Genomic DNA, 22,870 nt, shown 5'->3' with positions numbered 1-22,870 from the left:
ATTGTTCTGAGAATAGTGTGATCACACGCGTGTGATCACACTAGCAGAGGCCTGCAAGGCTCACAAGGCACGCATGGCAGTCGTGATCGCCCAACTGAGTTAAGATAGGTCGTAGAGCCTCGCCGGCACCGTCGCCCCTGTAATAAGCGAAATGACAATGGCAAACGGCATGACCACGGAACGAACCGCCCATCGCGATGCGTTTTCACCCGATACTGCCTCGACCCGTCTGCACCGGGCGCTGCGCGTGCGATTATGCGAAGGAGACTTCACGCCAGGTGAGGTGATCTCGATCCGGCGTATCGCCGCGGAATACGGCACCAGTGCCATGCCATCACGGGAGGCGTTGCGCTGGCTGGTCACGGAAGGAGCACTGGTATTCTCCGACAGTCGCAAGATCATCGTTCCCGAACTGAGCCATGACCGGTTTCATGAAATCTTGTTCGCGAGAAAGAACCTGGAAACCGAGGTTTCACGTCAGGCCTTCGCCAATATCGCCGATACCGACATCGAGGCCCTGGAACGGATTGATGAGCGGATCAACACCGCCATCGCCCAGGGCGATCTGGTCAGTTACATGCGGGGTAATTACCAGTTTCACTTCCATATCTACCGTCTAAGCCAATCGCAGGTGTTGTTGCCATTGGTCGAAATACTCTGGCTGCAATACGGCCCCAGCATGCGCTACATCTGCACGCGCTGGGGGGCATCGAGCATCGCCGACGATTATCATCGCGAAGTGACCCAGGCGCTCAGACATGACGATCGCTCGGCGTTCTGTCAGGCGATTGCCGCAGACATCGAACAAGGCATGCTGCTGCTGGAATAACGACCACCTGGTAAGTCCCTATAAAGCGTCCCTATCAAAGAGCCTCTATCAAGAGGCCCCATCAAGACGCCCCACCGCCGTGGCCGGGCGAGTGCCCCGGCTTTTCGACTAGCGTCACATCGTATTCACTAATGGCCGTCACCTCACGCGGCCACCACTCGGGATGGTTATCCCGGATGAAGGCCATTAATTTCTCCCGAACATTCATTTCAGCGACCCAGCCGGCGAAAGGATCCGACGTCATCAGGTAGCAAACGACCGTCTGCGCCCGCTCGGTTTGCCCCGTCACGTAACAAGAAAGCTTGTGGTGTTCGATGACGTTCTCTTCTTCTTGTGCGTACTCCAGGAACTTCTCCCTGAGGCATTGGATGTCGGCGCTCAAATGGAGGATCAGCTCCAGGCTTCTAAACTCCTTGGTGCTCTTGATCGACAGGTTTTCGAAGGGCCTGGAGACGAAATACGTGACTGGCACGATCAAACGCCGATCATTCCAGACCCTCAAGCGGATGTAGGTATAAAAGATACCCTCCACATAGCACCATTGGTCTTCAAAGACCACCAGGTCGCCGATGCGTATGGGCTTGGCCAACGACAGCTGAAACGAAGAAAGGATATTGCCGAGTACCGTCTGGCCGGCGATACCCACCAGTACCGCCAAGACGCTGGCCGAGGCCAGCAAGGTAACCCCCAGCGTCTCGAATAGCTGAATCTGACTCAGCACATAGATCGAAACAGCAGTCACCGTGATCAGGATGATGATGCGTCGCAACGCGTAGAGTGTCGTCAAGAACTTACGCTCGTCTTGGGGCTTGGTGTCATCGATCTGCCCGATGAGGCGCCGGGTTACTTGCAGCATGAGGGTGTCGACGAATCGCAGCGCGATCGTACCGCCACTCCAAGCCAGAATGACGATCAGCAGCACCCGGAAAGACGTGGTCGCCACGGCCGAGAAAGACACCACGTAGTCGAGCACCGCCTGGGTGACCAGTGACATGACGACGAGTGCCACGGGCGCCTTGATTCGACCGACAAAGATGCTGGGCGAGCCGGAAGGCAGCCAGCGTGTCACCACCCCGACCAGATGATGGATCCACCCCCCCATCAGCCCCACCAGCAACAGAAAAACTGGAATGGCGATCCATTCCCAGATTCGGAGCACTCCAAGCGACGCCTTGAAGCGCTCCGGAATATACGCCTCAAACATCAAGGGGCCATATTCCTCGTAAAGCAACGGCACCGACGAAACACTGTCCGGCATGACCAACCAGGCCGGCGTCTCATCACCCACCCGATAACGGCCCAGACGGATGTCATAGGGTTCACCCTTGGCGGTGAGCGATGCCAGTTTGAGGTTGCGTCGGGGCTCTCCTGTCTGGGGATGCTGGCCCGTGGGATCCTCGATGGCAGCATCCTGGCGTCCAGGAAGGCTAGAAACCTTGAGCCATTCGCCACGTTTGAGAACCTCCGCCAGTTGCCTGGCCAACTGGCCCCCTCGCTCTCGCTGCTCCGCCGGGGATAGCTCGGAAAGGTTGAGGATATGCGCCGCCGCCGCGAAGTCCTCATTCTCGGTCAGTGTCAGGAAGCTACGAATCGCCTCCCGTGGCGTCATACGTTTGACCGCCTTGGGGACCTCACCCAGCCCCGCGTTCAGCGAATCGACGGAGAACCAGCGCGTATCAGCGCTCTCGTCGTCCGGCGTTTGTGCCATACATAGGCTGGAAAAAATGAAAACCACTGCCGCCATCAGCCACAGTTGCCATGCACCATGTTTCTTCATACGTCCCTTACCGATTCAGTGGGTCATCCATGTCTTCCACCTACCACCGGATCATCCCGACCCGGCCGGGCCTTTATCCGTAAAAGGCCATCACGTTAGTGGTTGCTCGCAGTACAGCGCACCGGCGAACGCCGCGTCCAGTTTTCATTCCTCGATGGCCGGCATTTGGGCATAGGGGAAACAGTGATGTGCCTGATAAATAAGGCGCCGAGCGGCGGCGAACACATGCACCAGCCACCCAAGTCATACATGCTAGTCTGCAAGGACCTATCGACATCAAGCGCAGCCAAGACAGGCAAGGGGTATTCATGAGCCGGGAATCGGAACCGACGCGCAAGGCGCTGTACGAGCAAGCCCAACAGCAAGAGATCGCGGGGCGTTCGTCGATGAGCAAGGCAGAACTGGCGGCGGCGCTCGAACGCCAACCGTTCGAGGAGGCCGCCCCGGTGGTGGCGACACGTTTTGACACCTTCAAACGTCTGGCAGAAGCCGTGGCTGGTGGAGAATTCGTGCTACGCCCACGCGCCTTGACCGGTTTCGAGCGACGCCGGCACGTGCGTCAGACGCTGCGCGAGGATCATAGGATGCGCATCGCGGACGGCTCAGAGGAGGCCAGCGCCAAGTTCGACCAGCTCTCGGACTCGCTATTTTCGTTCTTTCGCGGCACGGCGCTGCTTTTCTATCGCGACATGGCCGGCGACGATGTCTGGATGCCCACCGTGCTCGCGCTCGGCGACGTTCACCCCGGCAATTTCGGCGTCATGCCCAACGCCGACAACGTGCCGATCTTCTCGGTCAACGATTTCGACGAGGCCTACTACGCTCCGTTCACCTGGGATATCAAGCGTGGCGCGGTCGGTTTCATGATCGCTTCCCAGACCGAAGGCGAGCTCAAGCGCAAGCAGCAGATCAAGATCGTGCGTCACTTCGTTCAGGGCTACATCGAGGAAATGGCGCGGCTGGCCCACGAAGGCACCGAGCAGGACGAAGAGATGCGTTACGACAACGCCCCGACGCTCATCCGCAAGCTGTTCGAGGACGCCGATGAAGACCGCGACGAGTGGCTCGCCGACGACTATCTCAACGAGACGCGAAGCGGCTTCCGTCCGACCAAGAAACTGGTGCCGATCTCGTCGCGCCGCGACGAATTCCAGGCGATCACCGACCGGCTGGTCAAGGAGAACGAGATCGAGGTGCCGGCACGCGCCCGGGGGCGAGATGAGCATGGCATGCGCGTGAAGGACGTGGCGCTGCGCCGTGGCCAGGGCACCGCCTCGCTGGGACTCAATCGCTACTACGTACTGATCGAGGGCCCCGAGCGCGACGGCACGGACGACCTGATCATCGAGTACAAGCAGGCCCGACGCTCGGCCCTGGCCGGCCTGGTGCCGCCCTCCGCCTACGAAATGGACACGCTCGCCGAGCGCATCAGCCATGCCCAGGCCGTGCACCTGATACGCGGCGACGTCTTCTACGGCCATGTCGAGTTCGAGGGCCACAGCTACCTATCGCGCGAGCGCGCGCCGTTTCGCGACGATATCGATCTCGACGATCTTTCCAAGAGCGACTGGAAGACTTACGCCGGCATCTGTGGACGCGTGCTCGCCAGCGTGCACGCCCTCTCCGACGAATCCGGCAAGCTCGACTACGACATCGAACCCGCGATCATCAACGCCATCGGGCCACCGGCACTGTTTGCCGAAGATATCATGGAGTTCGCCACGGAAGCCGCCGACCGCGTACGCCGCGACCATGGGCTATTCCGCGAAGATCATGCCCGAGGCGCGTTCACGCATCTGGATATCGTGCATCGGTGAGTGACGGCGAGATCGAAGTGCATCTGGGCACGCTCGATGCACCCGATCAATTCAGTCCGACCTATGAGCTATGGACCATTCGGCGTGAACACTGGTTGCCGCCGTTTCCGCTCGAAGATCGGTATGACCGGGATCGCGAGGGCTAAGATCAACTGGTTTTCCAAATGAGAAATTTAAGCACTCAGAGAAACAACGCCATCAAAGCGCTACACGCATGCCTGGCGCACCAAAAAAAGAACCCGCCAACGGACGAGTTCCTATGATGTTCATCTCACGATGGGACTAGCGCAATGGTCCGTCAGTGCTGCTCCTTCGCCTGCTCAAGGACACGCTTCTGACGAGCAATGGCATTGTCGATGACCTTCTTGCGCATCGCCTGCTTCTGTTCAGCGGTCGTATGGCGCGCAAACTGCGTCAACGGGGTCGATTTCGCGATTCGATCTTTCATGTTTCATCCTCGCCTGTCAGCAGGCTTTCCAACTGCTCACAAGTGTAGCGCTCAGGCAGGTAAGCATCAATCGAGTCGATATCTGACTCCCAGTGCTGATTCGTGCCATCCGTGTTCTTTATGATCATGTCCAGGACGACTTGCTCGCCAAAATCCCGTTTGATCCGGCTCACCACTTCCTGAACATCCAGAAATTGCCGAATGAAGCCTTCGAGCGGGATATGGCGCCCTTCGACCTTTTCGCGGCTGCACACGAACTGCCACGCTAATCGAGGGCGGCAACATATTCCTTGGCGATCTCGGTCTTTCCCGCTCCGGGTGAGCCCGCCATGAAGATCGAGATAGGCCGCTCTTCAGATTCGTATCGTCTCGTGTCCGTTCGTTCACGTGCGATCCACTTCTTATTACGCCTGGCAAACGCAACCGCATTGGCTATGATCTTTTCTTCGTCGACCATACACGTCTCCAAAAGTGCGAGGCATCCCTCTTATCGGCAAAAGGCCACCCGACTTCTCGACTAGCTTTTCCAAAACTACTGGATAATGCCAGGCAGTGCTTCAATCTCCCACGCAATAGCAGCAGATGGCTTGCTGCTCCCGCTGCGAGTTGACGCGCGTTCTCCTGACCAATTCTCCGACGGATCCGGCAACTCAGCATCAGCGCCTCACCCCAGCAGCAGGTCGCCCTCGATTGGAATGAACTGGCTCGCGGCCTCGATGAGGGAGGCCGCCGTGAGCTGCGGCACGCCGTAGACCTCGACGCGTTTGCCATGCACCTCACGAATTTTCTGCACTAAAAGATCGAAATCGCCATCGCCGGAGACCAGGACCACGACGTCCGCGAGCGCCGCGTACTCGATCGCATCAAGCGTGATACCCACGTCCCAGTCGCCCTTGGCAGAGCCATCCGCGCGCTGAATAAAAGGCTTGAGCTTAACTTCGAAGCCGATCGATCGGAGGATATTCTGGAACTCACGTTGCTTGGCATCGCCCTTGTCGGTGGCATAGCAGCGGGCGGTCAGCACCTCCCGGTTGGCGGTCACTTTCGCCCAGAACCGACGATAATCGAAGTGTTTGCCGTAGGTGTCACGCACGGTGTAATAGACGTTCTGGGTATCCACGAAGATGGCGACACGTGTCATGACAAGGAGATCCCCGGCAGGCAGTGAAAGAAAAACGATATCACACAAGCAAGAACCCACTTATGGTGAAGATTCCGCTGAACATCATTCAGCGAAAGCTACCTGATTCCTGCCCGACTGTTTCGCCTTATAGAGCTGCTGATCGGCGCGATTGATCAGCGTCACAGCATCGGGGTCGGATGCATGTGCCAGCGCCACCCCGATGCTGACTGTTATTTTCCCGACCACATCGAACGTGGCGGCGGCGATGCTGGCACAGATTTTCTGGGCAAGCACCTGCGGGCCTTGCTCGCCTTCACTATGCGGCAACACCACGGCGAACTCTTCGCCGCCATAACGCGCCACGAAGTCCGTTTCGCGAGTATTGAGCTGTATCAGTTGGGCAAGTTGGACCAATACGTCGTCCCCCGTGGCATGGCCATAGGTATCGTTGATGCGCTTGAAGTGGTCGGCGTCGATCAACAGCAAGGCGAAGCCATGGTTCGTTCGCTTGAAAAGCAGCCTGCACTCTTCCAGCTTCTCGTCCAGATACCCTCGGTTATAGACTCCGGTGAGCGAATCATGGGTGGCCAGTTGCAGCAGCTCGGCATTGGCTTGCGTGAGTGCTGCGGTACGCTGCGCGACGGTGGCTTCCAGGCACGCATTGGCATCCTGCAGCTCCCGTTCCTTGCCCAGCAGAGACTCGGTCATGCTTTGCAAGGACTGGCCCAATTGCGCAATTTCCAGCACGGGGTGGTGCAGTGGGAAAGACACGCCGGTTCGATGGGCTTGTACCTGCCTGGCAGCTCCTGCCAATTGCTCGACCGGCCGGCTGAGGTTTCGTGCCAGATAATAAGCCGCTGCGACAAAGAGAAGCGCGGCAAGCACACCCAATCCCAGCAGCTTATAGAGCAGAGTATGTGCAGGCTGCAAGGCGGTCGCCAAGGGCTGGCGAACCACGATTGACCAGGACAGGGCTGAATCGGGCGGCATCGGCACAGGCGCGACGCTGCTCACGTACTCCTCGTCCACTGACCAGGCCGGTCCCTTGGCGGTGTCCTGGGGCACACTTTGCTGCTGCCCGGCAAGTTGTTCGGGGTACAGGATCAGGCCGCGTTGATTGACGATCAGCACCTGCATGCTAGGCGTCGTTTCGGTCTGCAACGTGGCGGATTCGACGATCGACGTCACCCAGCGCCAGTGGGCATGCGCGCCCAGGACACCGATGACCCGGCCGTCGCCATCGATGATAGGCGCGGCGAAATCAATGAAGCGCAGGGGCTCGCCGTTGGCGTTGGACGGCAGCATTTTGGCCAGCAGCACAGCTTCGTGAGGGTCATCCGTATAGGGACCGTGCAATCCGGCCTGGAACCAGGGGCGGGCTTTCACCGACTGATTCAGCAACAGACCATCTACCGCTTGACGCACACGCCCGTTGGTATCGGCAACGCCCATCCAGGCGTATTCGGCACGAGACTCACTGCGTAACTCCAGCGACCGCAATATGTCGGGATCGTCGAGGTCGCCCTGCACCAGATGGGGCTCACGACTAAGCAGACGGATTTCCTGCTGGCGTTCCCGCAGCTGTATGCCCAACAGCGCAGCTGTCGATCTGGCAGCGTTCGACAGCACACTGCCACTCGCTTGCTCCGCTTGCTCGGTGGCGATATCACCCACATAGACACCGACGATCAGCAGCGTAAGCAGGGAGAGTCCGGCGAACCACAGGGTTAAATAGCTACGAAGACTAGCTGTGAGCATTGGGCAAGGCTTGGAGATTGTAATTGTGCCATGTTAAACGCGATGCATTGCCCCTACCAATAACAGGCGCTGGATTCATGCCCGGCCTCGAGGGTTTCTTACGCACAAGTTGCTGATTTGACGCGCCGCGCGAGGCGCGTTTAAACCTCTAAATGGGTACATCGATAAGCACGGGAAATCGCAACCCGTAGGGGATTCAATCTTTCACGATGGCCCACCAGCGCCTAACCGGCTCTAGGCGACCTCGTTACCCTATCGATTGTGGTCCTAACCTTCGTTCTCCATGGCATGCAGCTTTTCCACTCGCCGTCGAAACTCCTCGCTGGTGGAAAATTCGGCTTCGAGATAAGCCTTGATAAGGTCGTTGGCCAGCCAGGGGCCGACGATCTGTGCACCGATGCACATCACGTTGACGTCATCGTGCTCGACGCACTGGTGCGCCGAGTGGATGTCATGGCACACCGCAGCGCGAATGCCGCGAATCTTGTTGGCGGCAATGGAGGCGCCGACGCCGGTACCGCAAACCATCAAGCCCCGGGCCGCCTCGCCACTCGTCACCTTGCCGGCCATCTGCTTCGCAATATCGGGGAAATCCACCGGGGTGTCATCGTGTGACCCCACGTCGACCACCTCATGGCCGAGCGATTCCACGTATTCCACCACCGAGGCCTTGAGCCTGTAGCCCGCATGATCCGAGCCTATGACGATCTTCATATATCTACTCCAAGTTTTTGTTTAGCGAAGCATGCCGGGCAACCAGAGCACCAGGTCCGAGGCAAACGTGATAATGGCCAGCGTCGTCAGCAGCGGCACATAGAAGGGAATCAGCGCCCACAGCAGCTGGCGCAGCGATATTCTGGCAATCGACGAAATCAGGTACAACGACAGTCCCATGGGCGGCGTCAGCAGGCCGATCATCAGATTGAAGATCGCCACGATGCCCAGGTGCACGGGGTCGACACCGGCCAGCACCATGGGCGGTGCAATCACCGGCACCACCAGCAGCGTGGCAGTGGTGGAATCAAGGAACATGCCCACCGCAAAGAAGATCAGGTTGGCGATCAACAGCAGTACCAGCGGATCCTTCGAGACCTGCAGGATCCAGCCGGCGAATTCCTGGGGAATCTGCTCGACGGCCAGAATCCACCCAAACAACGAGGCAGCGGCGACGATGATCAAGATGGCACTGGTACTGCGAAGCGTGACCATCATGGCATTCCACAAGTGCGCCCAGGTCAGTTCCCGGTACACCACCCCGCTGACCAGCAGCACATAACCGGCCGTGACCGCCGCCGCTTCGGTCGGGGTGAACAGACCGCTCATCATCCCCGCGATCATCAGGACCGGCGCCAGCAACGCCGGTAGCGCCGGCAGCAGTGCCGACAAGATTTCCCCCAGGGTGGGCCGGCGTGCCGCACGGGGCATGTTGCCACGCAGCGCCAGCACGGCTGCCGTCGCCATCAGCAACGCGATGCAGATCAGCGCCGGCACAATGCCTGCAATCAACAGCTGCACGATGGAGACGCTGGTCACCGAGCCATAGACGATCAGAGGAATGCTCGGCGGAAAGATCGGCCCCACGACCGCCGACGAGGCCGTGACGGCAGCGGAAAAAGGCGCCGCAAAGCCACGCTTGCGCATGGCCTCGATTTCGATCTTGCCCAGCCCGCCGACGTCGGCCAACGCCGCGCCGGACATCCCCGAAAAGATCAGGCTGGAGAAGATATTGACCTGTGCCAGCCCGCCCGGCACCCGGCCCACCAGCGTATCGGCGAAACGAAAGATGCGCTCGGTCACGCCCGCCAGGTTCATGATGTTGCCCACGAATATGAAGATCGGCACGGCCACCAGGGGAAAACTGTCGAGTGCATAGGTGATGCGTTGGGCCAGTAGACCGCTGGGAAAGCCCTCGATCAGCACATAGCCAATGGAGGGAATCAGAATGGAATAAACGACCGGGAACCCCAGAATGAACAGGGCCAGGAAGCCGATGATCAAGGCAATGCCCATGATTACCCCTTATTGGTTGGGTCCGACGTCAGCGGCGGGTGGCTTGTTGCCATGGACGATATGCAACAGGCATGCGGCACTAAACCCGAGCAATGTCGATCCCAAAAACAGCCAGAACGGAATCTTGAGGGTCGGCGTGGTATTGCCGAGGTTCGCTTGCATAGTGATGACCGTGGCATAGGCGATAAAGGCGCTGGCCGCGATCGTGCACAATAGAATCACCACCTTCACGGGCCCGCGCAGCCATGTCGGCAACGACTCTCGAAGCTCGGCCATGACGATGTTCTCGCCGTTGTCGACCACCAACGGATAAGCCATGAAGACCAGACAGACCAGCAAGAAGCGGGTGAACTCCTCCGCCCCGACCATCGGGCTGGTGAAGACTTGCCGCAGGATGACTTGCGCCAGCGGGACCAGCACGATCCCCGCCAGCAACAAGGCGCATAACCCTTCAAGCAGCCTCCTGACTAGATGCATGCCGACACTCCTTTACTGACGAACCATTCGCCAAGGAGCCCCATTCCGGGGCTCCTGGCGCTAACTCACTCGACCTTCGAGATCATGTCGATGTAGGGTTTGAAGTTCGGAAAGTCCTGGTCGACCTGGGCCCGCACCTGCTCGCGGAAGGCTTCCACGTCCAGCCCGTCGTCCTCGTCCAGCACCGTCATGCCCTTGTCCGTCAGTGTCTGCACCAGCTCGTCTTCCGAGCTTTCTGCCCACTGCAGCGACTGTTCTGCCTTCTCGTCGAGCACCTTCTTGATGGCGCTGCGATCCGACTCATCCAGCGACTGCCATGCCTGCTCGTTCACGAAGACCGCCAACACGGAATCCATGTGGCCGGTGAGCGAGACATGCGACTGGACTTCGTACAACTGGTTGGCGTTGATCATGGTCAGCGGGTTTTCCTGGCCGACCACCAGCCCGGTCATCAGTGCCGTGGGCAGCTCCGAGACCGCGACGGGTGTCGGCGTGGCGCCAAAGCCCTTGACCATGGAAACCCAGAGATCCAGCGGCACGGCCCGGAAAGGCTTGTTGTCGAGATCTTCCGGCGACTTGACCGCGAAGTTGGAAGAAATGTGGCGCTTGCCCCGGTAAATCCTGCCGATGATGCGAACGCCACCCTCTTCGATCAGCTGCTGATTGATTTTCTGTACTGCCGGCGACTCCGGCGCTGTCGCGTTCAGGGCATGTTCGGCATCGCGATAGACGTACGGAGCATTGAAGACAGCCGCCTCCGGCACGATCCGAGCCAGCGAGGCAAAGTCATGATGGCCCATGCCGATGGACCCCATGCGTACCCCATCCACCATTTCGGCCACGCCACCTAGCTGGCTGGCGGGAAAGACCTGAACCGAGATGTTGCCGTCGGTCGCGTCGTTGATCTCTTTGGCGGCTTCGGCCGCGTAACGGGTTTGAAGGTCGCCTTCCGCCCCCACGTGGGCGTAGCGCAGGGTTTCAGCGGATGCCGTGGTGCTCAGGCCCAGCGCCAATGCCGCCGTGGCCACTCCCATGCCGATTCTCGTGAACATGCGTGCCTCACTTATATTTGTCGGTTGAGTACGTGCTGGCGCTGCCCTTGGTATGGGCAGCAATGATGCTTCGCCGGCGCAGTTCGTCGCCTATCGCGAAGTGTTCGCGGAGCCTCTGGTGGGCCAGGTCGCCATCGCCCTCGACGATTGCCAAGAACACCTGGCGGTGGGAATCGATATGGCTCTCGATGATCTCGGGTGCGTTCGCGGTCGTTCTTCGCCGCTCGACGTGACTTTTCAGCAGCATGTTGGAGATGGCGTGGTAGAGGGTGATCAATGTCTGGCTGTGGCTCGCCTCCACGATGGCGATGTGGAACTCATAATCCGAGCGACCGCCCAGCTCCGGATCGTCCACTGTCTCCGTCAACTGCGTGAAGCACGTCTCGATGCGGGAGATGTCAGCATCCGTGGCTCTCTCGCAGGCGAGGCGGATGGCCTGACACTCGATGGCGATACGGGCCTGCATGACGTCATCGAGCGCGCTCTGCTCCTGGGCCAGATAAAAGGTGAAGAAATCCGACAGCATCCCGAAGTTGGCGCGGGCGATGAAAGCCCCCTTGCCATGGCGGATGTCGAGTACGCCCAGCATGTTGAGCGACCGCATGACCTCGCGCAGCAACGGCCGCCCCACTCCCAGGGTCAGCGACAGTTCACGCTCGCTGGGCAGGCGATCCCCGGGGCTCAGCGCCCCCGAAAGGACCTGATCGCGGAAATAGCCGAATACCTTCTCGGCGCCGCGCAGTTCCTCACCCTTCCCTCGGGCCGTCTCCTCAGCCATGCATCCTCCTCTGGTCTTACCTCTTGGCACCAATGACACGCCTACGTTGCTCAAACTGAAGCATAAGCGAAGCTTCGAAACTCGACATTGGCGGGGAAGCGCCATCAAGCCCTCTTGCAAGCAACCCTATGGCGGTTCTTCGTGGTCAACAATTAAACTTTCGTATCCAAAAACTGGTCTTACCACTTAAAGCACACGCTAGCCCCTTCGGCGGCTAACACGCAGCCATGGTATATCCCGGCCCGAGGAGCCACCGCCCGAACGGTGTAATACACGGAGCTCGACACAACAAAAAGCCCGCCTGATGGCGGGCTCCGAGAGGCCTGATACGCACTTCGCGACTCGAACCTATTCGGTCTGTGCCTTCCTGGAAGGTATGAAGTGCAGCACGCCCACGACAACCGAGCCCACCAAAAAGCCGATCAACGCAGAGCACAGCGTATTGAAGCTCCAGCCCAGAATGCCACCCAGGCCGCCGATTGCCTCGCCGATGCCCTGCTCGACATGGTGGACCCACGCATAGGGCGCGTTGAACCAACCCGTGCCATCGGCACCCAGGTTGACCAGCAGGATATGCCCGCCCACCCAGAGCATGGCGACGGTGCCCACGACCGAGATGGTCGTTAGCACCTTGGGCATGGCAGTCACCAGGCTCCGACCCAGCGTCTTAATGCCAGAGCTATCCCGCTGGGCGAGCTTCAGGCCGAGGTCGTCCATTCTGATCAACAGCGCCACCACGCCATACACCAGAATGGTGATGAAAAACGCGACCACCACCAGGCTCGCCAACTGTGACCAAAATCCCTGGTGGGAGACAGCGGAAAGCGCGATCACCATGATCTCGGCGGATAGAATCAGGTCGGTCCGCACGGCACTGCTGACGATCTTTTTCTCGGCTTCCGGTCCCTTTTCGACCGACGGCTTGTCGTCATCCTGCTCCCCGGAGAGCTTGTGCCAGACCTTCTCCGCGCCCTCAAAGGCCAGATAGGTGCCCCCCACCATCAGGATGATCGGCAATAGCCCGGGCAAGAAGTGATTCAGCAGCAAGGCCACCGGCAGGATAAAAATCAGCTTGTTGCGGATCGATCCCAGCGCGATCTTCTTCACGAGCGAGAGTTCACGCTCCGCCGTCACCCCCTGCAAGTACTGTGGCGTCACCGCCGTATCATCGACCACCACCCCGGCCGCCTTCGCCGTCGCACGCCCAGCGGCGGCACTCACATCATCCAGTGATGCTGCGGACAACTTCGCCAACGCGGCAATGTCATCCAGTAATCCGATCAAACCGCCGATCATGGAAGCCTCCTAAATCAATAAAAGATGAAGATAGTAAAGCACATGGCTGCCATCCCCCGTGAATCATACGAGGGACGGGGCTGGGTGAGGATTTTCCCGGGGTCAGCGTGACAGCGGCCTTTAGGTAGCGAATCGGAGAAAAGGCCGCCCGGGGAAGGACGAAGGCCCGAAAATCGGGTCTGTCCCCGTTTTCGAAACCGGAAGCAAAATGCAGCCATTCATCTAGGGTTAGAAGAACCGATATCTGATTCCCGGTCCACGGACATAACTAATGACTGACTACTTTGTTCAGGCGTTTATATACTTGGGGGCAGCGGTGATCGCGGTGCCGCTGGCCAGGCGGCTCGGGCTAGGGTCGGTACTCGGTTACTTGGTAGCCGGTGTCGTCATAGGGCCGGTGACCGGACTGGTGGGCCAGGAGGCCGTCACTCTTCAGCATTTTGCCGAGTTCGGCGTGGTAATGATGCTGTTCCTGGTGGGGATGGAGCTTGACCCCAAATCCCTCTGGGCCATGAGAATCCGGCTGCTCGGCCTCGGCGGCCTGCAGGTCACACTGACCGCCGCCGTCGCCACCGGTTTTGCCTGGTCGCTGGGGATGGCCTGGCAAACCGCCGTGGCGGTAGGGTTTCTCTTCTCCCTCTCCTCAACCGCGATTGTCCTGCAGACTCTGACTGAAAAAGGCCTGGTCAAAACCGAAGGTGGCCAGAGTGCCTTCTCAGTGCTGCTCTTCCAGGACATTGCGGTGATTCCCATGCTGGCCGTCATCCCGCTGCTGGCCGTGTCCGGAATCTCTGCCATCGGTGCAGAGCGCGGACACAGCAGCCTCAGCCTGGTTGAGAACCTGCCGGGCTGGGCGCATGGGCTGGCCGTTGTCGGTGCGATCGTGCTGGTGATTGTCTGCGGCCATTACCTGAGCCGGCCGCTGTTCCGCTACGTGGTGCAGTCCGGCATGCGGGAAGTATTCACCGCCACATCCCTGATGCTGATTATCGGCATCGCGGCGCTGATGAGCCTGGTCAACCTGTCGCCGGCGCTTGGCGCATTCCTGGCCGGTGTCGTGCTGGCCAACAGCGAATTCCGGCACGAGCTGGAAGCCAATATCGAGCCGTTCAAAGGGCTGCTGCTGGGGCTGTTCTTCATTACCGTGGGCGCGGGGATCAATTTCGGCATTCTGGCGGAGTCTTGGCATACCGTCCTGCTTCTCGCCCTGGCGGTGATCATTGGCAAGGCGCTGATTCTGGTTGGCCTGGCGTTCGCTTTTGGTATCCGCAGCAGCGAAGGCTGGCTATTCAGCCTCGGGCTCGCCCAGGCCGGTGAATTCGGGTTTGTGCTGCTGACCTACAGCACCCAGAACCGTGTGATCCCGGCGGACACCGCGCAGATGCTGTCATTGGTGGTGGCTCTGTCCATGTTCCTGACGCCGCTGTTGTTCATTGTCTATGACCGGGTGGTGCTGCCACGCTATCAGAAGGCCTCCAATGAAGAAGTGGAGCCGGATGAGATAGAAGAGCAGGCGCCGGTGATCGTGGCAGGAGTCGGCCGCTTCGGGCAGATCGTCTGTCGGTTGCTTCGCGCCAACAACATTCCCAGCGTTGCCCTGGACCACGCCCTGGAGCAGATCGAAAACCTGCGCCGGATCCAACTGACAAGTTACTTTGGCGACGCCACCCGCATCCAGCTACTGGAAACCGCAGGCATTGCCGAGGCACGCCTGCTCGTCGTCGCCATTGACGACAGGGACCGGGCCGTACGTTTGGTACGTCACGTCAAACAGCTTTACCCAGAGGTCTGGGTGCTGGCCCGCGCTTTCGACCGCGGCCATGGTTACGAGTTGCGTGAGGCCGGCGCCGACGATGTGGTGAGCGAAACCTATTACTCCGCTCTGGAACTCGGCGGCGATGCCCTCACCGCCATGGGCGTCCACCCAGAACGCGCCCGCCGGATGACCCAATCCTTTGTCGCCAGCGAAAAAGCCAACGCAGACCAACTGTTCAACGCCTGGCGCAACATCGAGGAAGGCATCCACTTCAGCCCGCGCTACGGGGAGTTGTTCATGAAGCTCGAAGAGTCACTGGGTCACGCCATGCGGGAAGACGCACGGCGAATCGAGGACGAAGCACCGGCGTGGGCCCCACCGAGGAACAACGGCTGATCACAAAAACAGAATTGTCAGCGCCTATTCGCTTCCTGGTTGCGGCGCCGCTGCCGGTAGCCGTAAGTGGCGTTTCTGACGGTTTCTTCATCTTCCAGTCCGGCCCCCAAAGCCCCAGCGATAGTGGCAACCGAAGTCGCGAGCCAGGCAAGAGAGGTGTAATCGAAAAGACTGGCCGCGTGGCCGAGTTGCGCTTCCAGCATGTTGGCCGGAATGAAAACGAGGACCGTGAAACAGAAAAGGCCCAGCAAGATCACGTAATAGAATATGACCCCGGCACTTAGCGTCAGGACAGTGACCGTGTTATAGAGGCGAACCAGACGTGGTGATCGGGCGTTTTTTATCGATTCCCACAGCGTGTGGGCAATGATGATCCAGGCGATCATCGCCGCCATGGCCACTCCCATAAGCAGCACAAGGCGTGGCCGGCCATAATTGGCGCTGAGCTGCCAAAGGGTGGGAAACACCAGACCATAGGCGCCGGTCGCAAACGCAACGGCGATGACGCGCTTGAAAGCAGGAAAGATGGTCCAGGGGCGGTTGGCTCGCACCATGCCTGCCAGGATGCGAAGGCTTCCGTTGATCCTTGATTCGGCAATGAAGCGTACATCGAAGAACTCTCCCTTGCCCGGTAGCGCTATCCGCCGTATCGGGAACAGCTTCTCGTAGAGGTGACTACCCAGTAGCTGCCGGGCACCTTTGCCACGCAGGCTCTCGTGGACTTTATCGGATTGCTGGGTGCGCTGCTCTTGGCGAGCACGGTCCTCTTCCGAACTGCCATGGTGCAACTCGTTGACCAGTTGCAGAATCGCTTCGCTCAGGCGACGGCGTATCGCGGTAATGCCGAAGGCAGGCAATGAGACCATCGCAACACCATGCACCGTGCTGGTTTCAGCGATCACGAAGCGCCCATGCATGTAGATCGGCAAATCGGTAATACAGACCGCGTAGTCCCACTGCCGATCCCGCTTGTACTCGAGAATACTCCCTATGATATCGGTGGAAGCCCCTGCAGCGCCGATCAGCGGATCGACGATCAGTTGCACCTCCCAACTCAACCGGTCATCGACGTAGTTGGCCAGAAGTTCAGGTAACTGATCGATTACCTGTTCGGCCATCTCAGCGGACATCTCCGGGGCGGGTACCAGGCCCACCACCTTTCGGCATGCGTTGACCGCCTGACTCCCTTCCGCTTCGGGTTCGGCGTAGACATCGTTCTGGGCCTTGGACATAAGCGCTCCTCAACGACGTGCTAGCGCATTAGGGAGTGGGGCGCTGGAAAACCCACCTTGGCATATCCAAGCTTAGATGAAGATCAGCTTAGCGCGACTCACGCTATAGCCATTAAAAATAGATATGTCTCGGATTTTTGAATTCTGATGGCCATGGCAAACTACCTACCTTGACCGTTCTGCTACCCGTTTGCGCTCAGGGCCCGATGGCACCCATTCATTCAAAAAAGCCCAAGGCACTTGCCAGCTAACAGGTATTTGACTCAACGGTCTTCTATCGGATGAACGTTCTCGCTACCTGTGCCGGCGTGGATGAGCACTTTTGCCCCAAGGGCACCGTCGACCATTTCTCACCGGGGGTTTCATCATCAAGGCACTTGAGTCATGGCGCTAGCCAGTATCAGCAGGGGCCTGGCGATTAGGGAGGAAAGTTCATAATGCACGGTGGGAGGTGGTGAGGCAGGTAGTGAATATCGATGCTGGAAACTCAACATCAGGCGAAATCTCACGTTTCTGACACGCAGAAACACCAAAGCCCGCCGAAGCGGGCTTTGGTGCTCGAAGCCTTGCGGCTCGAAAGCGCAGGCTAACCCGGAGGTTATGCAGCCTGAACGCTTGAAGCCTGAAGGCCTTTCTTGCCCTGAGTCACGTCAAACGAGACTTGTTGACCATCCTGCAGGGATTTGAAGCCGTCAGCTTGAATTTCAGAGAAATGGACGAACAGATCGTCGCCGCCATCGGCGGGAGAAATGAAGCCAAAACCTTTAGCGTCGTTAAACCATTTAACTGTACCAGTTGCCATGTTCGAATTCCTTAGCGCAAAAGCGCTTTTACTACGGTTGCCGGGTGCTACCCCAGATGAAGTGGGTAAGACAAGGGATATAACCAGACTACCGAATGATTCGAGTACAACTGACATATGCGACTTGCTAACCAACTGAATGCATCATGTCATGTTAGCCAGGGATCGTCAATGGGGGGGGGGTCGCTATAAAACCCAACGAGGCGGTATGGCGTGTCATGGCCTTAGTTCACGCTCCGCCGTATCACCACCACCCCGGCCGCCTTCGCCGTCGCACGCCCAGCAGCGGTACTCACATCACCACCTGGCTTGCCTAGCGGCTGCGGAAACTCGACTGATGCCCCGGTAGCCGCAGCCTAGCTGAAAGGCCCCGGATCGTTAACCGCCCCTGCATCAGTTGGTATCCAATCCTCAGAGGCAGCTCACGAGCAAGGGTCAACGTGACGGCAGCATTACATTCAGGGTCTGGCGGGTGTAGGGAATACCTAGCGATTGATGACGACCAGGTTCACTTCTTCGCGGGACCAAACCTACTCCTGTCGTACTCATCGGTCAGCTAACGGCCAGAAGCGGACGCTGATGGCACAATAGCGGCGGACTGCTACAAACGGTGCTGAACATCAGGTACTTTAATCGCCTAGATCTGCCCCGACACTCTTGATCTCGAACACTCGAATCGCTTGGTACGGATCCGCAGTTTGGCAGTGCGCAGCCATCGTTGACTGCGACTATGTCGATTCGTCACCGCCGTTTTGGCAGCTTTCTCCATCGGTGGAACTGCTTTCCTGAATCTTGTAGTCTTACCATGATCGTTTCTCACGCTCACTGTAAACAGGGAACTTGCCGTAAGTGGCATCGATAGGCAATGATCTTTTCGGAGATATGACTGAGGCTGTACTTTCCCGTAAGCCTGATGTCTGTTAAAATCTTATAAAGACAATGAGACTTTGGTATGGCTTACGAATCATTGGGCTTAGATTTTCTTCTAAATTTCATCGTTCCCGGTTTAGTTGGCCTCAAATGGTGGACTCTAAAGCACCCTAATCACAGAAAGCCAGTAAATGAGCAGCTTGTGTCTGCCTTTATATTCGGTGCAGCCTGCTTCTCAATCACATCAATGTTTCCTGATCATATCAGCATCCCATTGTTGTTTGAGGATAATTCTGAGAAAGTGGCTTGGCAGGTATCCCTTTCTGATTCGCCATCTATATTCGGCATGTTCATTATTCCGATTGTCTTGGCAGTTTTGGGAAAAAGAGCGTATGCAAAAATGTTCCCCGCAAGGCATCCAACGCCCATCGCATGGGAGTTTGTTTTCGGTGAATATTTGACTGGTCGTCTACCGATTTTTATGAAAATAACGCTGACGGATGGCCAAGTTGTTGCTGGCGCTGCTACGGATGATGCTACCTTTTCTGATCTACCAGACAATTATCAGATATTTCTTGACTACGAGTGCGAGCTCGATGAAAAAGGAGAAGTTGGCGAAGTCAAGAAAGGCTCAGGAGGGGTGTTGCTAATGGGACATAATATATCCCATATTGAATTTATCAAGGCCAGAGAAGAGGCAGATGAGTAAAGAATATTCTAATCGAGACCATACGAGAGGATTTCAACCCGGAAACATTAAAACCAATAGCCATCAACCCGCGAAAGGGCAGTGCCAAACTAAGGTCTAGGCACGGGCACCGAAAGCGCACCCCAAGCCAACGAAAAGGTGAGTTATGACTGATAAAAAGTCTCCAACACATGATCGCTTAACCCATGATAGCTTTCAGCCTGCTCTTGAGAGGCGTGAACATGGTCGTGAGCAGAACAGTCATCAGCCAGGTAAGAAGTCAGTAACGACGACTTCTGAAAGAAAAAGCCAGCTGCCTAAACCAACAAAACGTTAACATTGTCACACAGCTAAAGCTCCAACTTTTGCGTGCACTCCTTTCCACGCGCCTTGCCAAACCCGGTACTATTAAACATGACCACGCCGTGAGACGTCATCATTCCTAACACTGCGCAGCAAATTCGTCTGCAAGTGTTGATGCTGCTTTGATACTTCTGATGTCAGCTCGATCGAGATCGTTCAGACGATCCGCAATGACTTCTACGCCCCGTTACGATCCCACCGCACGGTCGGTGGCACTGAATATAGCTACCATTTTCTCACCTGCGTGGCCGACCCCGTCATCGAGAGCGTCTCACCTGATACCATTCACCACAGGATCGCCAGTGAGTTCCAGCCAGTCAGTCTCGGGCCAAGAGCGGTCTTTAAGGTATTACTGGGATAGCGCTGCCAACAAACACGGACAGCTTTGGAGTGAAGGCGAAGCCGCAACGGAAAATCCGTCGCTTTGCCTGCGATTGTTATGTGTTTGAGCCACTTCCTGATTTACACCTCTCAGATTCTTTTTGTAGTTTTTTAACATAGTCATTTAACGATTTATTAAACCTGGGGATAATTTCAGCCAAAAAATCCCAGTTAAAGATAAACAAAGCACTATTCCAGCCTACGCTATATACAAGCCCATCTTCATTAGGCAGTTTATCGCCATGAGTCATATTAAAACTCAATTGATCAAAATGAGCGCCTTGTTGATTTCGATATGATTTAGCTTTTTCTATAAAATCATAAAAATTTTCTTTAACATCGTCAGAAAATGCCTCTTCAATCAGTTCATCAACAATGGGGTTCCAGAATGCTTTATCATTGTTAGCAATCTCCCCTACTCTCCCATAACCTCCGTTAAAAATAGTGCAAAACTTGATGATTATTTCTTCGGTGATCAATTCATCAATCAGTTGAACATCATGAATATCTGGGAATAAAGAGCCATGTTCATCTTCAAAGTTATCTAATGCCTCTCCTTCAAGTCGCAGACCTGTTTTTAACCTTTCGCGCTCTTTATCATATAATTCAGTGATGTCCTTTGGTCTTCCTGTGCTACAGAAACGATCAACTCGTAGCCTTAGCTCCAAAAGCTCGTTAATTCTACTAAGTGCTACTTGCCATAAATATAATCTCCCGAGGATTTCTTTCTCGTTTAACATCATATTTTTCCTATCGCTGATAATAATATTGAAACGAACCTTAGCGCCGGTTTGGAGCCGCGAAGCGGCGGAAATCGGTCGCTTTGCAGCCGATTATTATATCTAGTTGGCTTTGAGAACCGAGCTTTTAAATACCTTGTGATACTTCGACGGAGAATAATCTGGATTGAGGTAAAACTTAGGATACCCTTCCCCCTCGATACTGGCGTATCCATCTAGCTTGTCTTTTATCTGACCCATTTTTGAAGGAGTCGCTAGCTCCTCTAGGGTCCGCTTTATAAAAACTCGATATCTTTTACCAACGAAGAACTGCTTATAAAGGGCGCTGGGTAAAGGACACTTTAGGCTCGCGGGGTCACCATTGACTCCAATACCTAAAAGAGTAGTAGGAGGGGTAAGCGTGATGTACCGTTTCTCTAATCCTTTTTCAATTAAGATATTCTCACCGATTTTTTCGATGTCGGCTTTTAGCTTCTGAGCAGGCCTAATATCACCTGACGCAATGCCATTATTCACTTCTGACAGCATTGACCTGAGCGACTTCACGTCACTCTCATCTCTCATTTGCTTAAGCACAGTAATAAAATCCGCGCCATCCTTGGACTCTTGTATCAATAACGGCAATAGGCTGTGGATGGTAAGTGTTGATGATTCAGGCGATAGGCCCAGATCCTCAATGATGGCGGGTAGTTTGCCCGAAAATCTTGTGACACCTTTAGTGAAAACTCGCGAGAACTCAGAAGCATCCGTGGCGCCGCTTTTTATTCGCCCCATAAAATCGGCTGCAAAAAAATCTCTCAAAGGATGAGGCATGTAGCTATGACCATTTTCTGTGGCCATTACTTGGTGCCACACATACTGGTTACCAAGCCACCCAAGAACGGTGAGCATTTTCTTAACGTGTGGAGCGAGACGTTTCCATTGAACGGGTGCCCCATCAGCACCTCGGATGCTAAGCCTTGGACCTGTTAAGGAATCCACATTCTCAGCTAAGACAGCCTCAATTAAGGGGTTAGCCTTATCGATTCCTAACGCACGAAAAACTAGAAAAAACTCTGAACTAGAGTGCTCCCAAAGGAAGTGGCTAAATGCTTGTACCTGCTCAAAATAATGATTGAATAGACCATCGTCCTTCTGGGCTTGAAATGCTTCCGTCCAAGTTTCTGACAAGCCGGACGCTGCTTCAATATATTCACGATCTTTTTGACTTGGAATCTGTGCAAAGCTTACTGATGGATGGTCTAGAAGTTCTTTTCTTTGATCGGAGAATTCCTCTTTATAGTTGTCAGGGATGACCAGCTGATCATGGCACAAAAACGCCTCTACAAAACGACCTAACGCCACATGCTCCATGTCCAGGAGGTTGGGTTCAGAAATTGGAGCGAACCCCAGCGCACGCTGAACACTCGATATCGTAGAATTATCAATTAAGGTCGCCATTTCTTGTTAACTCCCAAAATATAACGTTGAGGTAACCGGCGCCGGAGCGACAGCGTTGGGAACCATAGCCCGCTAGGGCTATGGCGTCCGGTTGACCGTCTTGTTAGAACGTCAAACGACCTACATTCCTGCATTACCTGAAAGGACCGGATTATCATACTGTTGCTCTTCTTTCGGTCTTGCTCTCCTGACCGAGATTACGCGCTTGCGCCCCAGGGCCAAATCCCCTCGGAGGGTGGAAATCAGAACCCACGTCTTTCCATTATGCTTGAAAATATACATATCTCGGACAGGGTCTGTGTTGGGTCCAGTGTGCTCGATACCTTCCTTTTCGAAGTCCAGCCCTTCTAGGTTCTCCCATTTACTTGGATCGCCTACCGGGACTCTTACAGCATGGTGATCCTTCTCAAGCGCTTCGGTCGCCTCGCCGAACGAAATACCTCGTTCTCTCTTGGTGAGACTGCTCTTAGCGTCGTCCCACTCCCAGCTATTTCTAGCTGTATAAGGCGTGAAGTGCTGGCACGTCTCTATGGTGGGGTCATGGATTGGGAGCGGCCAACCGTTCTTGTCCCATCGGCACTCTTTCATACATCGCGTCGGCACATCGTCCGGTAGTTCCCTAAGTGGAATCAAGCCTCGGATGTCTATGAAAAAGGCGCAATTTTCGCAATTCTTACGCACTCTGAAAAACGCCTCCCTGTCACAATTACCTTTACGTTCTAACATAGATTATCGTGCCGGCTGCATAACACGGCTGAATCAGCATGCCGCTATCGTAGAAAGGGCCGCTTTGGGTCGCTATCGGACAAAAGTGGCCCCCTTGACCTTACTAGTATG

Annotated in this window: 22 protein-coding genes; 5 read left to right on the top strand and 17 right to left on the bottom strand. The window is 56.3% G+C overall.

The window, feature by feature from the left end; genetic code table 11:
* Positions 1 to 169 precede the first annotated feature (169 nt).
* Positions 170 to 829: a GntR family transcriptional regulator gene (locus RVY79_RS12250; protein WP_317464479.1), complete on the top strand. Its 660-nt coding sequence runs from the start codon at positions 170 to 172 to the stop codon at positions 827 to 829.
* A gap of 61 nt (positions 830 to 890) precedes the next feature.
* Here the strand turns inward: RVY79_RS12250 and RVY79_RS12245 are convergent, their stop codons facing one another.
* Positions 891 to 2,606, bottom strand: coding sequence for a mechanosensitive ion channel family protein (locus RVY79_RS12245; protein WP_317464478.1), 1,716 nt, complete (start codon positions 2,604 to 2,606; stop codon positions 891 to 893).
* A gap of 308 nt (positions 2,607 to 2,914) precedes the next feature.
* Here RVY79_RS12245 and RVY79_RS12240 point away from each other — a divergent pair, with 308 nt between their 5' ends.
* Positions 2,915 to 4,423, top strand: coding sequence for a DUF2252 domain-containing protein (locus tag RVY79_RS12240; protein ID WP_317464477.1), 1,509 nt, complete (start codon positions 2,915 to 2,917; stop codon positions 4,421 to 4,423).
* A complete protein-coding gene (locus RVY79_RS12235) occupies positions 4,420 to 4,569 on the top strand; it encodes a hypothetical protein (RefSeq protein WP_317464476.1) in 150 nt (49 codons plus the stop codon). Before RVY79_RS12240 ends, RVY79_RS12235 begins: the two co-directional genes overlap by 4 nt.
* 152 nt (positions 4,570 to 4,721) lie before the next feature.
* On the opposite strand, the gene RVY79_RS12230 is transcribed toward RVY79_RS12235, so the two are convergent.
* From RVY79_RS12230 to RVY79_RS12180, 11 genes are all read right to left on the bottom strand, one after another.
* Positions 4,722 to 4,871 (bottom strand): hypothetical protein, encoded by a 150-nt coding sequence (locus RVY79_RS12230; RefSeq protein WP_166638253.1) that lies wholly within the window; start codon positions 4,869 to 4,871, stop codon positions 4,722 to 4,724.
* A complete protein-coding gene (locus tag RVY79_RS12225) occupies positions 4,868 to 5,125 on the bottom strand; it encodes a hypothetical protein (protein ID WP_317464474.1) in 258 nt (85 codons plus the stop codon). Before RVY79_RS12225 ends, RVY79_RS12230 begins: the two co-directional genes overlap by 4 nt.
* An 11-nt stretch (positions 5,126 to 5,136) precedes the next feature.
* Complete coding sequence (locus RVY79_RS12220; protein WP_317464472.1) at positions 5,137 to 5,328, bottom strand: zeta toxin family protein; 192 nt, start codon at positions 5,326 to 5,328, stop codon at positions 5,137 to 5,139.
* A gap of 207 nt (positions 5,329 to 5,535) precedes the next feature.
* The gene (locus RVY79_RS12215) at positions 5,536 to 6,012 is read right to left on the bottom strand and encodes an NYN domain-containing protein (RefSeq protein WP_317464471.1); all 477 of its coding nucleotides are present in this window, start codon (positions 6,010 to 6,012) and stop codon (positions 5,536 to 5,538) included.
* A gap of 84 nt (positions 6,013 to 6,096) precedes the next feature.
* The gene (locus RVY79_RS12210; RefSeq protein ID WP_317464469.1) at positions 6,097 to 7,752 is read right to left on the bottom strand and encodes a GGDEF domain-containing protein; all 1,656 of its coding nucleotides are present in this window, start codon (positions 7,750 to 7,752) and stop codon (positions 6,097 to 6,099) included.
* Positions 7,753 to 8,019: 267 nt separating this feature from the next.
* Entirely contained in the window at positions 8,020 to 8,466 is a 447-nt protein-coding gene (gene rpiB, locus RVY79_RS12205; protein ID WP_280542407.1) for a ribose 5-phosphate isomerase B, read from the bottom strand.
* A 21-nt stretch (positions 8,467 to 8,487) separates the two neighbouring features.
* On the bottom strand, positions 8,488 to 9,762 hold the full coding sequence (locus RVY79_RS12200; RefSeq protein WP_317464467.1) for a TRAP transporter large permease: 1,275 nt from the start codon (positions 9,760 to 9,762) through the stop codon (positions 8,488 to 8,490).
* 9 nt (positions 9,763 to 9,771) lie between these two features.
* Positions 9,772 to 10,239: a TRAP transporter small permease gene (locus RVY79_RS12195; protein ID WP_247619461.1), complete on the bottom strand. Its 468-nt coding sequence runs from the start codon at positions 10,237 to 10,239 to the stop codon at positions 9,772 to 9,774.
* Between the two features lie 65 nt (positions 10,240 to 10,304).
* Entirely contained in the window at positions 10,305 to 11,291 is a 987-nt protein-coding gene (locus tag RVY79_RS12190) for a TRAP transporter substrate-binding protein (protein ID WP_317464466.1), read from the bottom strand.
* 7 nt (positions 11,292 to 11,298) lie between these two features.
* A complete protein-coding gene (locus tag RVY79_RS12185) occupies positions 11,299 to 12,069 on the bottom strand; it encodes a FadR/GntR family transcriptional regulator (protein WP_247619459.1) in 771 nt (256 codons plus the stop codon).
* A 348-nt stretch (positions 12,070 to 12,417) separates the two neighbouring features.
* The gene (locus tag RVY79_RS12180) at positions 12,418 to 13,365 is read right to left on the bottom strand and encodes a DUF808 domain-containing protein (RefSeq protein WP_317464464.1); all 948 of its coding nucleotides are present in this window, start codon (positions 13,363 to 13,365) and stop codon (positions 12,418 to 12,420) included.
* A gap of 271 nt (positions 13,366 to 13,636) precedes the next feature.
* On the opposite strand from RVY79_RS12180, the gene RVY79_RS12175 reads away from it, so the two are divergent.
* Entirely contained in the window at positions 13,637 to 15,517 is a 1,881-nt protein-coding gene (locus RVY79_RS12175) for a monovalent cation:proton antiporter-2 (CPA2) family protein (RefSeq protein WP_317464463.1), read from the top strand.
* Between the two features lie 17 nt (positions 15,518 to 15,534).
* On the opposite strand, the gene RVY79_RS12170 is transcribed toward RVY79_RS12175, so the two are convergent.
* Positions 15,535 to 16,749 carry a hypothetical protein gene (locus tag RVY79_RS12170; RefSeq protein WP_317464462.1) on the bottom strand — a complete coding sequence of 405 codons (1,215 nt, stop codon included), beginning with the start codon at positions 16,747 to 16,749 and terminating at the stop codon, positions 15,535 to 15,537.
* A gap of 598 nt (positions 16,750 to 17,347) precedes the next feature.
* Positions 17,348 to 17,551 (bottom strand): cold-shock protein, encoded by a 204-nt coding sequence (locus tag RVY79_RS12165; RefSeq protein ID WP_275285730.1) that lies wholly within the window; start codon positions 17,549 to 17,551, stop codon positions 17,348 to 17,350.
* A gap of 952 nt (positions 17,552 to 18,503) precedes the next feature.
* Here RVY79_RS12165 and RVY79_RS12160 point away from each other — a divergent pair.
* Positions 18,504 to 19,130: a DUF6338 family protein gene (locus RVY79_RS12160; RefSeq protein WP_317464459.1), complete on the top strand. Its 627-nt coding sequence runs from the start codon at positions 18,504 to 18,506 to the stop codon at positions 19,128 to 19,130.
* A 779-nt stretch (positions 19,131 to 19,909) separates the two neighbouring features.
* Here the strand turns inward: RVY79_RS12160 and RVY79_RS12155 are convergent.
* The 3 genes from RVY79_RS12155 to RVY79_RS12145 all read right to left on the bottom strand — a co-directional run bounded on the left by RVY79_RS12155 (position 19,910) and on the right by RVY79_RS12145 (position 22,621).
* Positions 19,910 to 20,596: a hypothetical protein gene (locus RVY79_RS12155; RefSeq protein ID WP_317464457.1), complete on the bottom strand. Its 687-nt coding sequence runs from the start codon at positions 20,594 to 20,596 to the stop codon at positions 19,910 to 19,912.
* A gap of 99 nt (positions 20,597 to 20,695) precedes the next feature.
* Positions 20,696 to 22,033, bottom strand: a complete 1,338-nt coding sequence (locus RVY79_RS12150; RefSeq protein WP_317464455.1) for a hypothetical protein — start codon at positions 22,031 to 22,033, stop codon at positions 20,696 to 20,698.
* A gap of 120 nt (positions 22,034 to 22,153) precedes the next feature.
* Entirely contained in the window at positions 22,154 to 22,621 is a 468-nt protein-coding gene (locus tag RVY79_RS12145; RefSeq protein ID WP_317464453.1) for a BrnT family toxin, read from the bottom strand.
* Positions 22,622 to 22,870: the final 249 nt, after the last annotated feature.

Source organism: Chromohalobacter sp. HP20-39 (assembly GCF_033052815.1).
GTDB lineage: Bacteria > Pseudomonadota > Gammaproteobacteria > Pseudomonadales > Halomonadaceae > Chromohalobacter.
This window is presented reverse-complemented; position numbering and strand designations above follow the sequence as displayed.

What these genes read in the sequence shown, in the direction of transcription:
- RVY79_RS12250 (WP_317464479.1), top strand. Translation starts at nt 170, where the DNA reads ATGACCACGGAACGAACCGCCCATCGCGATGCGTTTTCACCCGATACT.
- RVY79_RS12245 (WP_317464478.1), bottom strand. Translation starts at nt 2,606, where the DNA reads ATGAAGAAACATGGTGCATGGCAACTGTGGCTGATGGCGGCAGTGGTT.
- RVY79_RS12240 (WP_317464477.1), top strand. Translation starts at nt 2,915, where the DNA reads ATGAGCCGGGAATCGGAACCGACGCGCAAGGCGCTGTACGAGCAAGCC.
- RVY79_RS12230 (WP_166638253.1), bottom strand. Translation starts at nt 4,871, where the DNA reads ATGAAAGATCGAATCGCGAAATCGACCCCGTTGACGCAGTTTGCGCGC.
- RVY79_RS12220 (WP_317464472.1), bottom strand. Translation starts at nt 5,328, where the DNA reads ATGGTCGACGAAGAAAAGATCATAGCCAATGCGGTTGCGTTTGCCAGG.
- RVY79_RS12215 (WP_317464471.1), bottom strand. Translation starts at nt 6,012, where the DNA reads ATGACACGTGTCGCCATCTTCGTGGATACCCAGAACGTCTATTACACC.
- RVY79_RS12210 (WP_317464469.1), bottom strand. Translation starts at nt 7,752, where the DNA reads ATGCTCACAGCTAGTCTTCGTAGCTATTTAACCCTGTGGTTCGCCGGA.
- rpiB (WP_280542407.1), bottom strand. Translation starts at nt 8,466, where the DNA reads ATGAAGATCGTCATAGGCTCGGATCATGCGGGCTACAGGCTCAAGGCC.
- RVY79_RS12200 (WP_317464467.1), bottom strand. Translation starts at nt 9,762, where the DNA reads ATGGGCATTGCCTTGATCATCGGCTTCCTGGCCCTGTTCATTCTGGGG.
- RVY79_RS12195 (WP_247619461.1), bottom strand. Translation starts at nt 10,239, where the DNA reads ATGCATCTAGTCAGGAGGCTGCTTGAAGGGTTATGCGCCTTGTTGCTG.
- RVY79_RS12190 (WP_317464466.1), bottom strand. Translation starts at nt 11,291, where the DNA reads ATGTTCACGAGAATCGGCATGGGAGTGGCCACGGCGGCATTGGCGCTG.
- RVY79_RS12185 (WP_247619459.1), bottom strand. Translation starts at nt 12,069, where the DNA reads ATGGCTGAGGAGACGGCCCGAGGGAAGGGTGAGGAACTGCGCGGCGCC.
- RVY79_RS12180 (WP_317464464.1), bottom strand. Translation starts at nt 13,365, where the DNA reads ATGATCGGCGGTTTGATCGGATTACTGGATGACATTGCCGCGTTGGCG.
- RVY79_RS12175 (WP_317464463.1), top strand. Translation starts at nt 13,637, where the DNA reads ATGACTGACTACTTTGTTCAGGCGTTTATATACTTGGGGGCAGCGGTG.
- RVY79_RS12170 (WP_317464462.1), bottom strand. Translation starts at nt 16,749, where the DNA reads ATGTCCAAGGCCCAGAACGATGTCTACGCCGAACCCGAAGCGGAAGGG.
- RVY79_RS12165 (WP_275285730.1), bottom strand. Translation starts at nt 17,551, where the DNA reads ATGGCAACTGGTACAGTTAAATGGTTTAACGACGCTAAAGGTTTTGGC.
- RVY79_RS12160 (WP_317464459.1), top strand. Translation starts at nt 18,504, where the DNA reads ATGGCTTACGAATCATTGGGCTTAGATTTTCTTCTAAATTTCATCGTT.
- RVY79_RS12155 (WP_317464457.1), bottom strand. Translation starts at nt 20,596, where the DNA reads ATGATGTTAAACGAGAAAGAAATCCTCGGGAGATTATATTTATGGCAA.
- RVY79_RS12150 (WP_317464455.1), bottom strand. Translation starts at nt 22,033, where the DNA reads ATGGCGACCTTAATTGATAATTCTACGATATCGAGTGTTCAGCGTGCG.
- RVY79_RS12145 (WP_317464453.1), bottom strand. Translation starts at nt 22,621, where the DNA reads ATGAAAGAGTGCCGATGGGACAAGAACGGTTGGCCGCTCCCAATCCAT.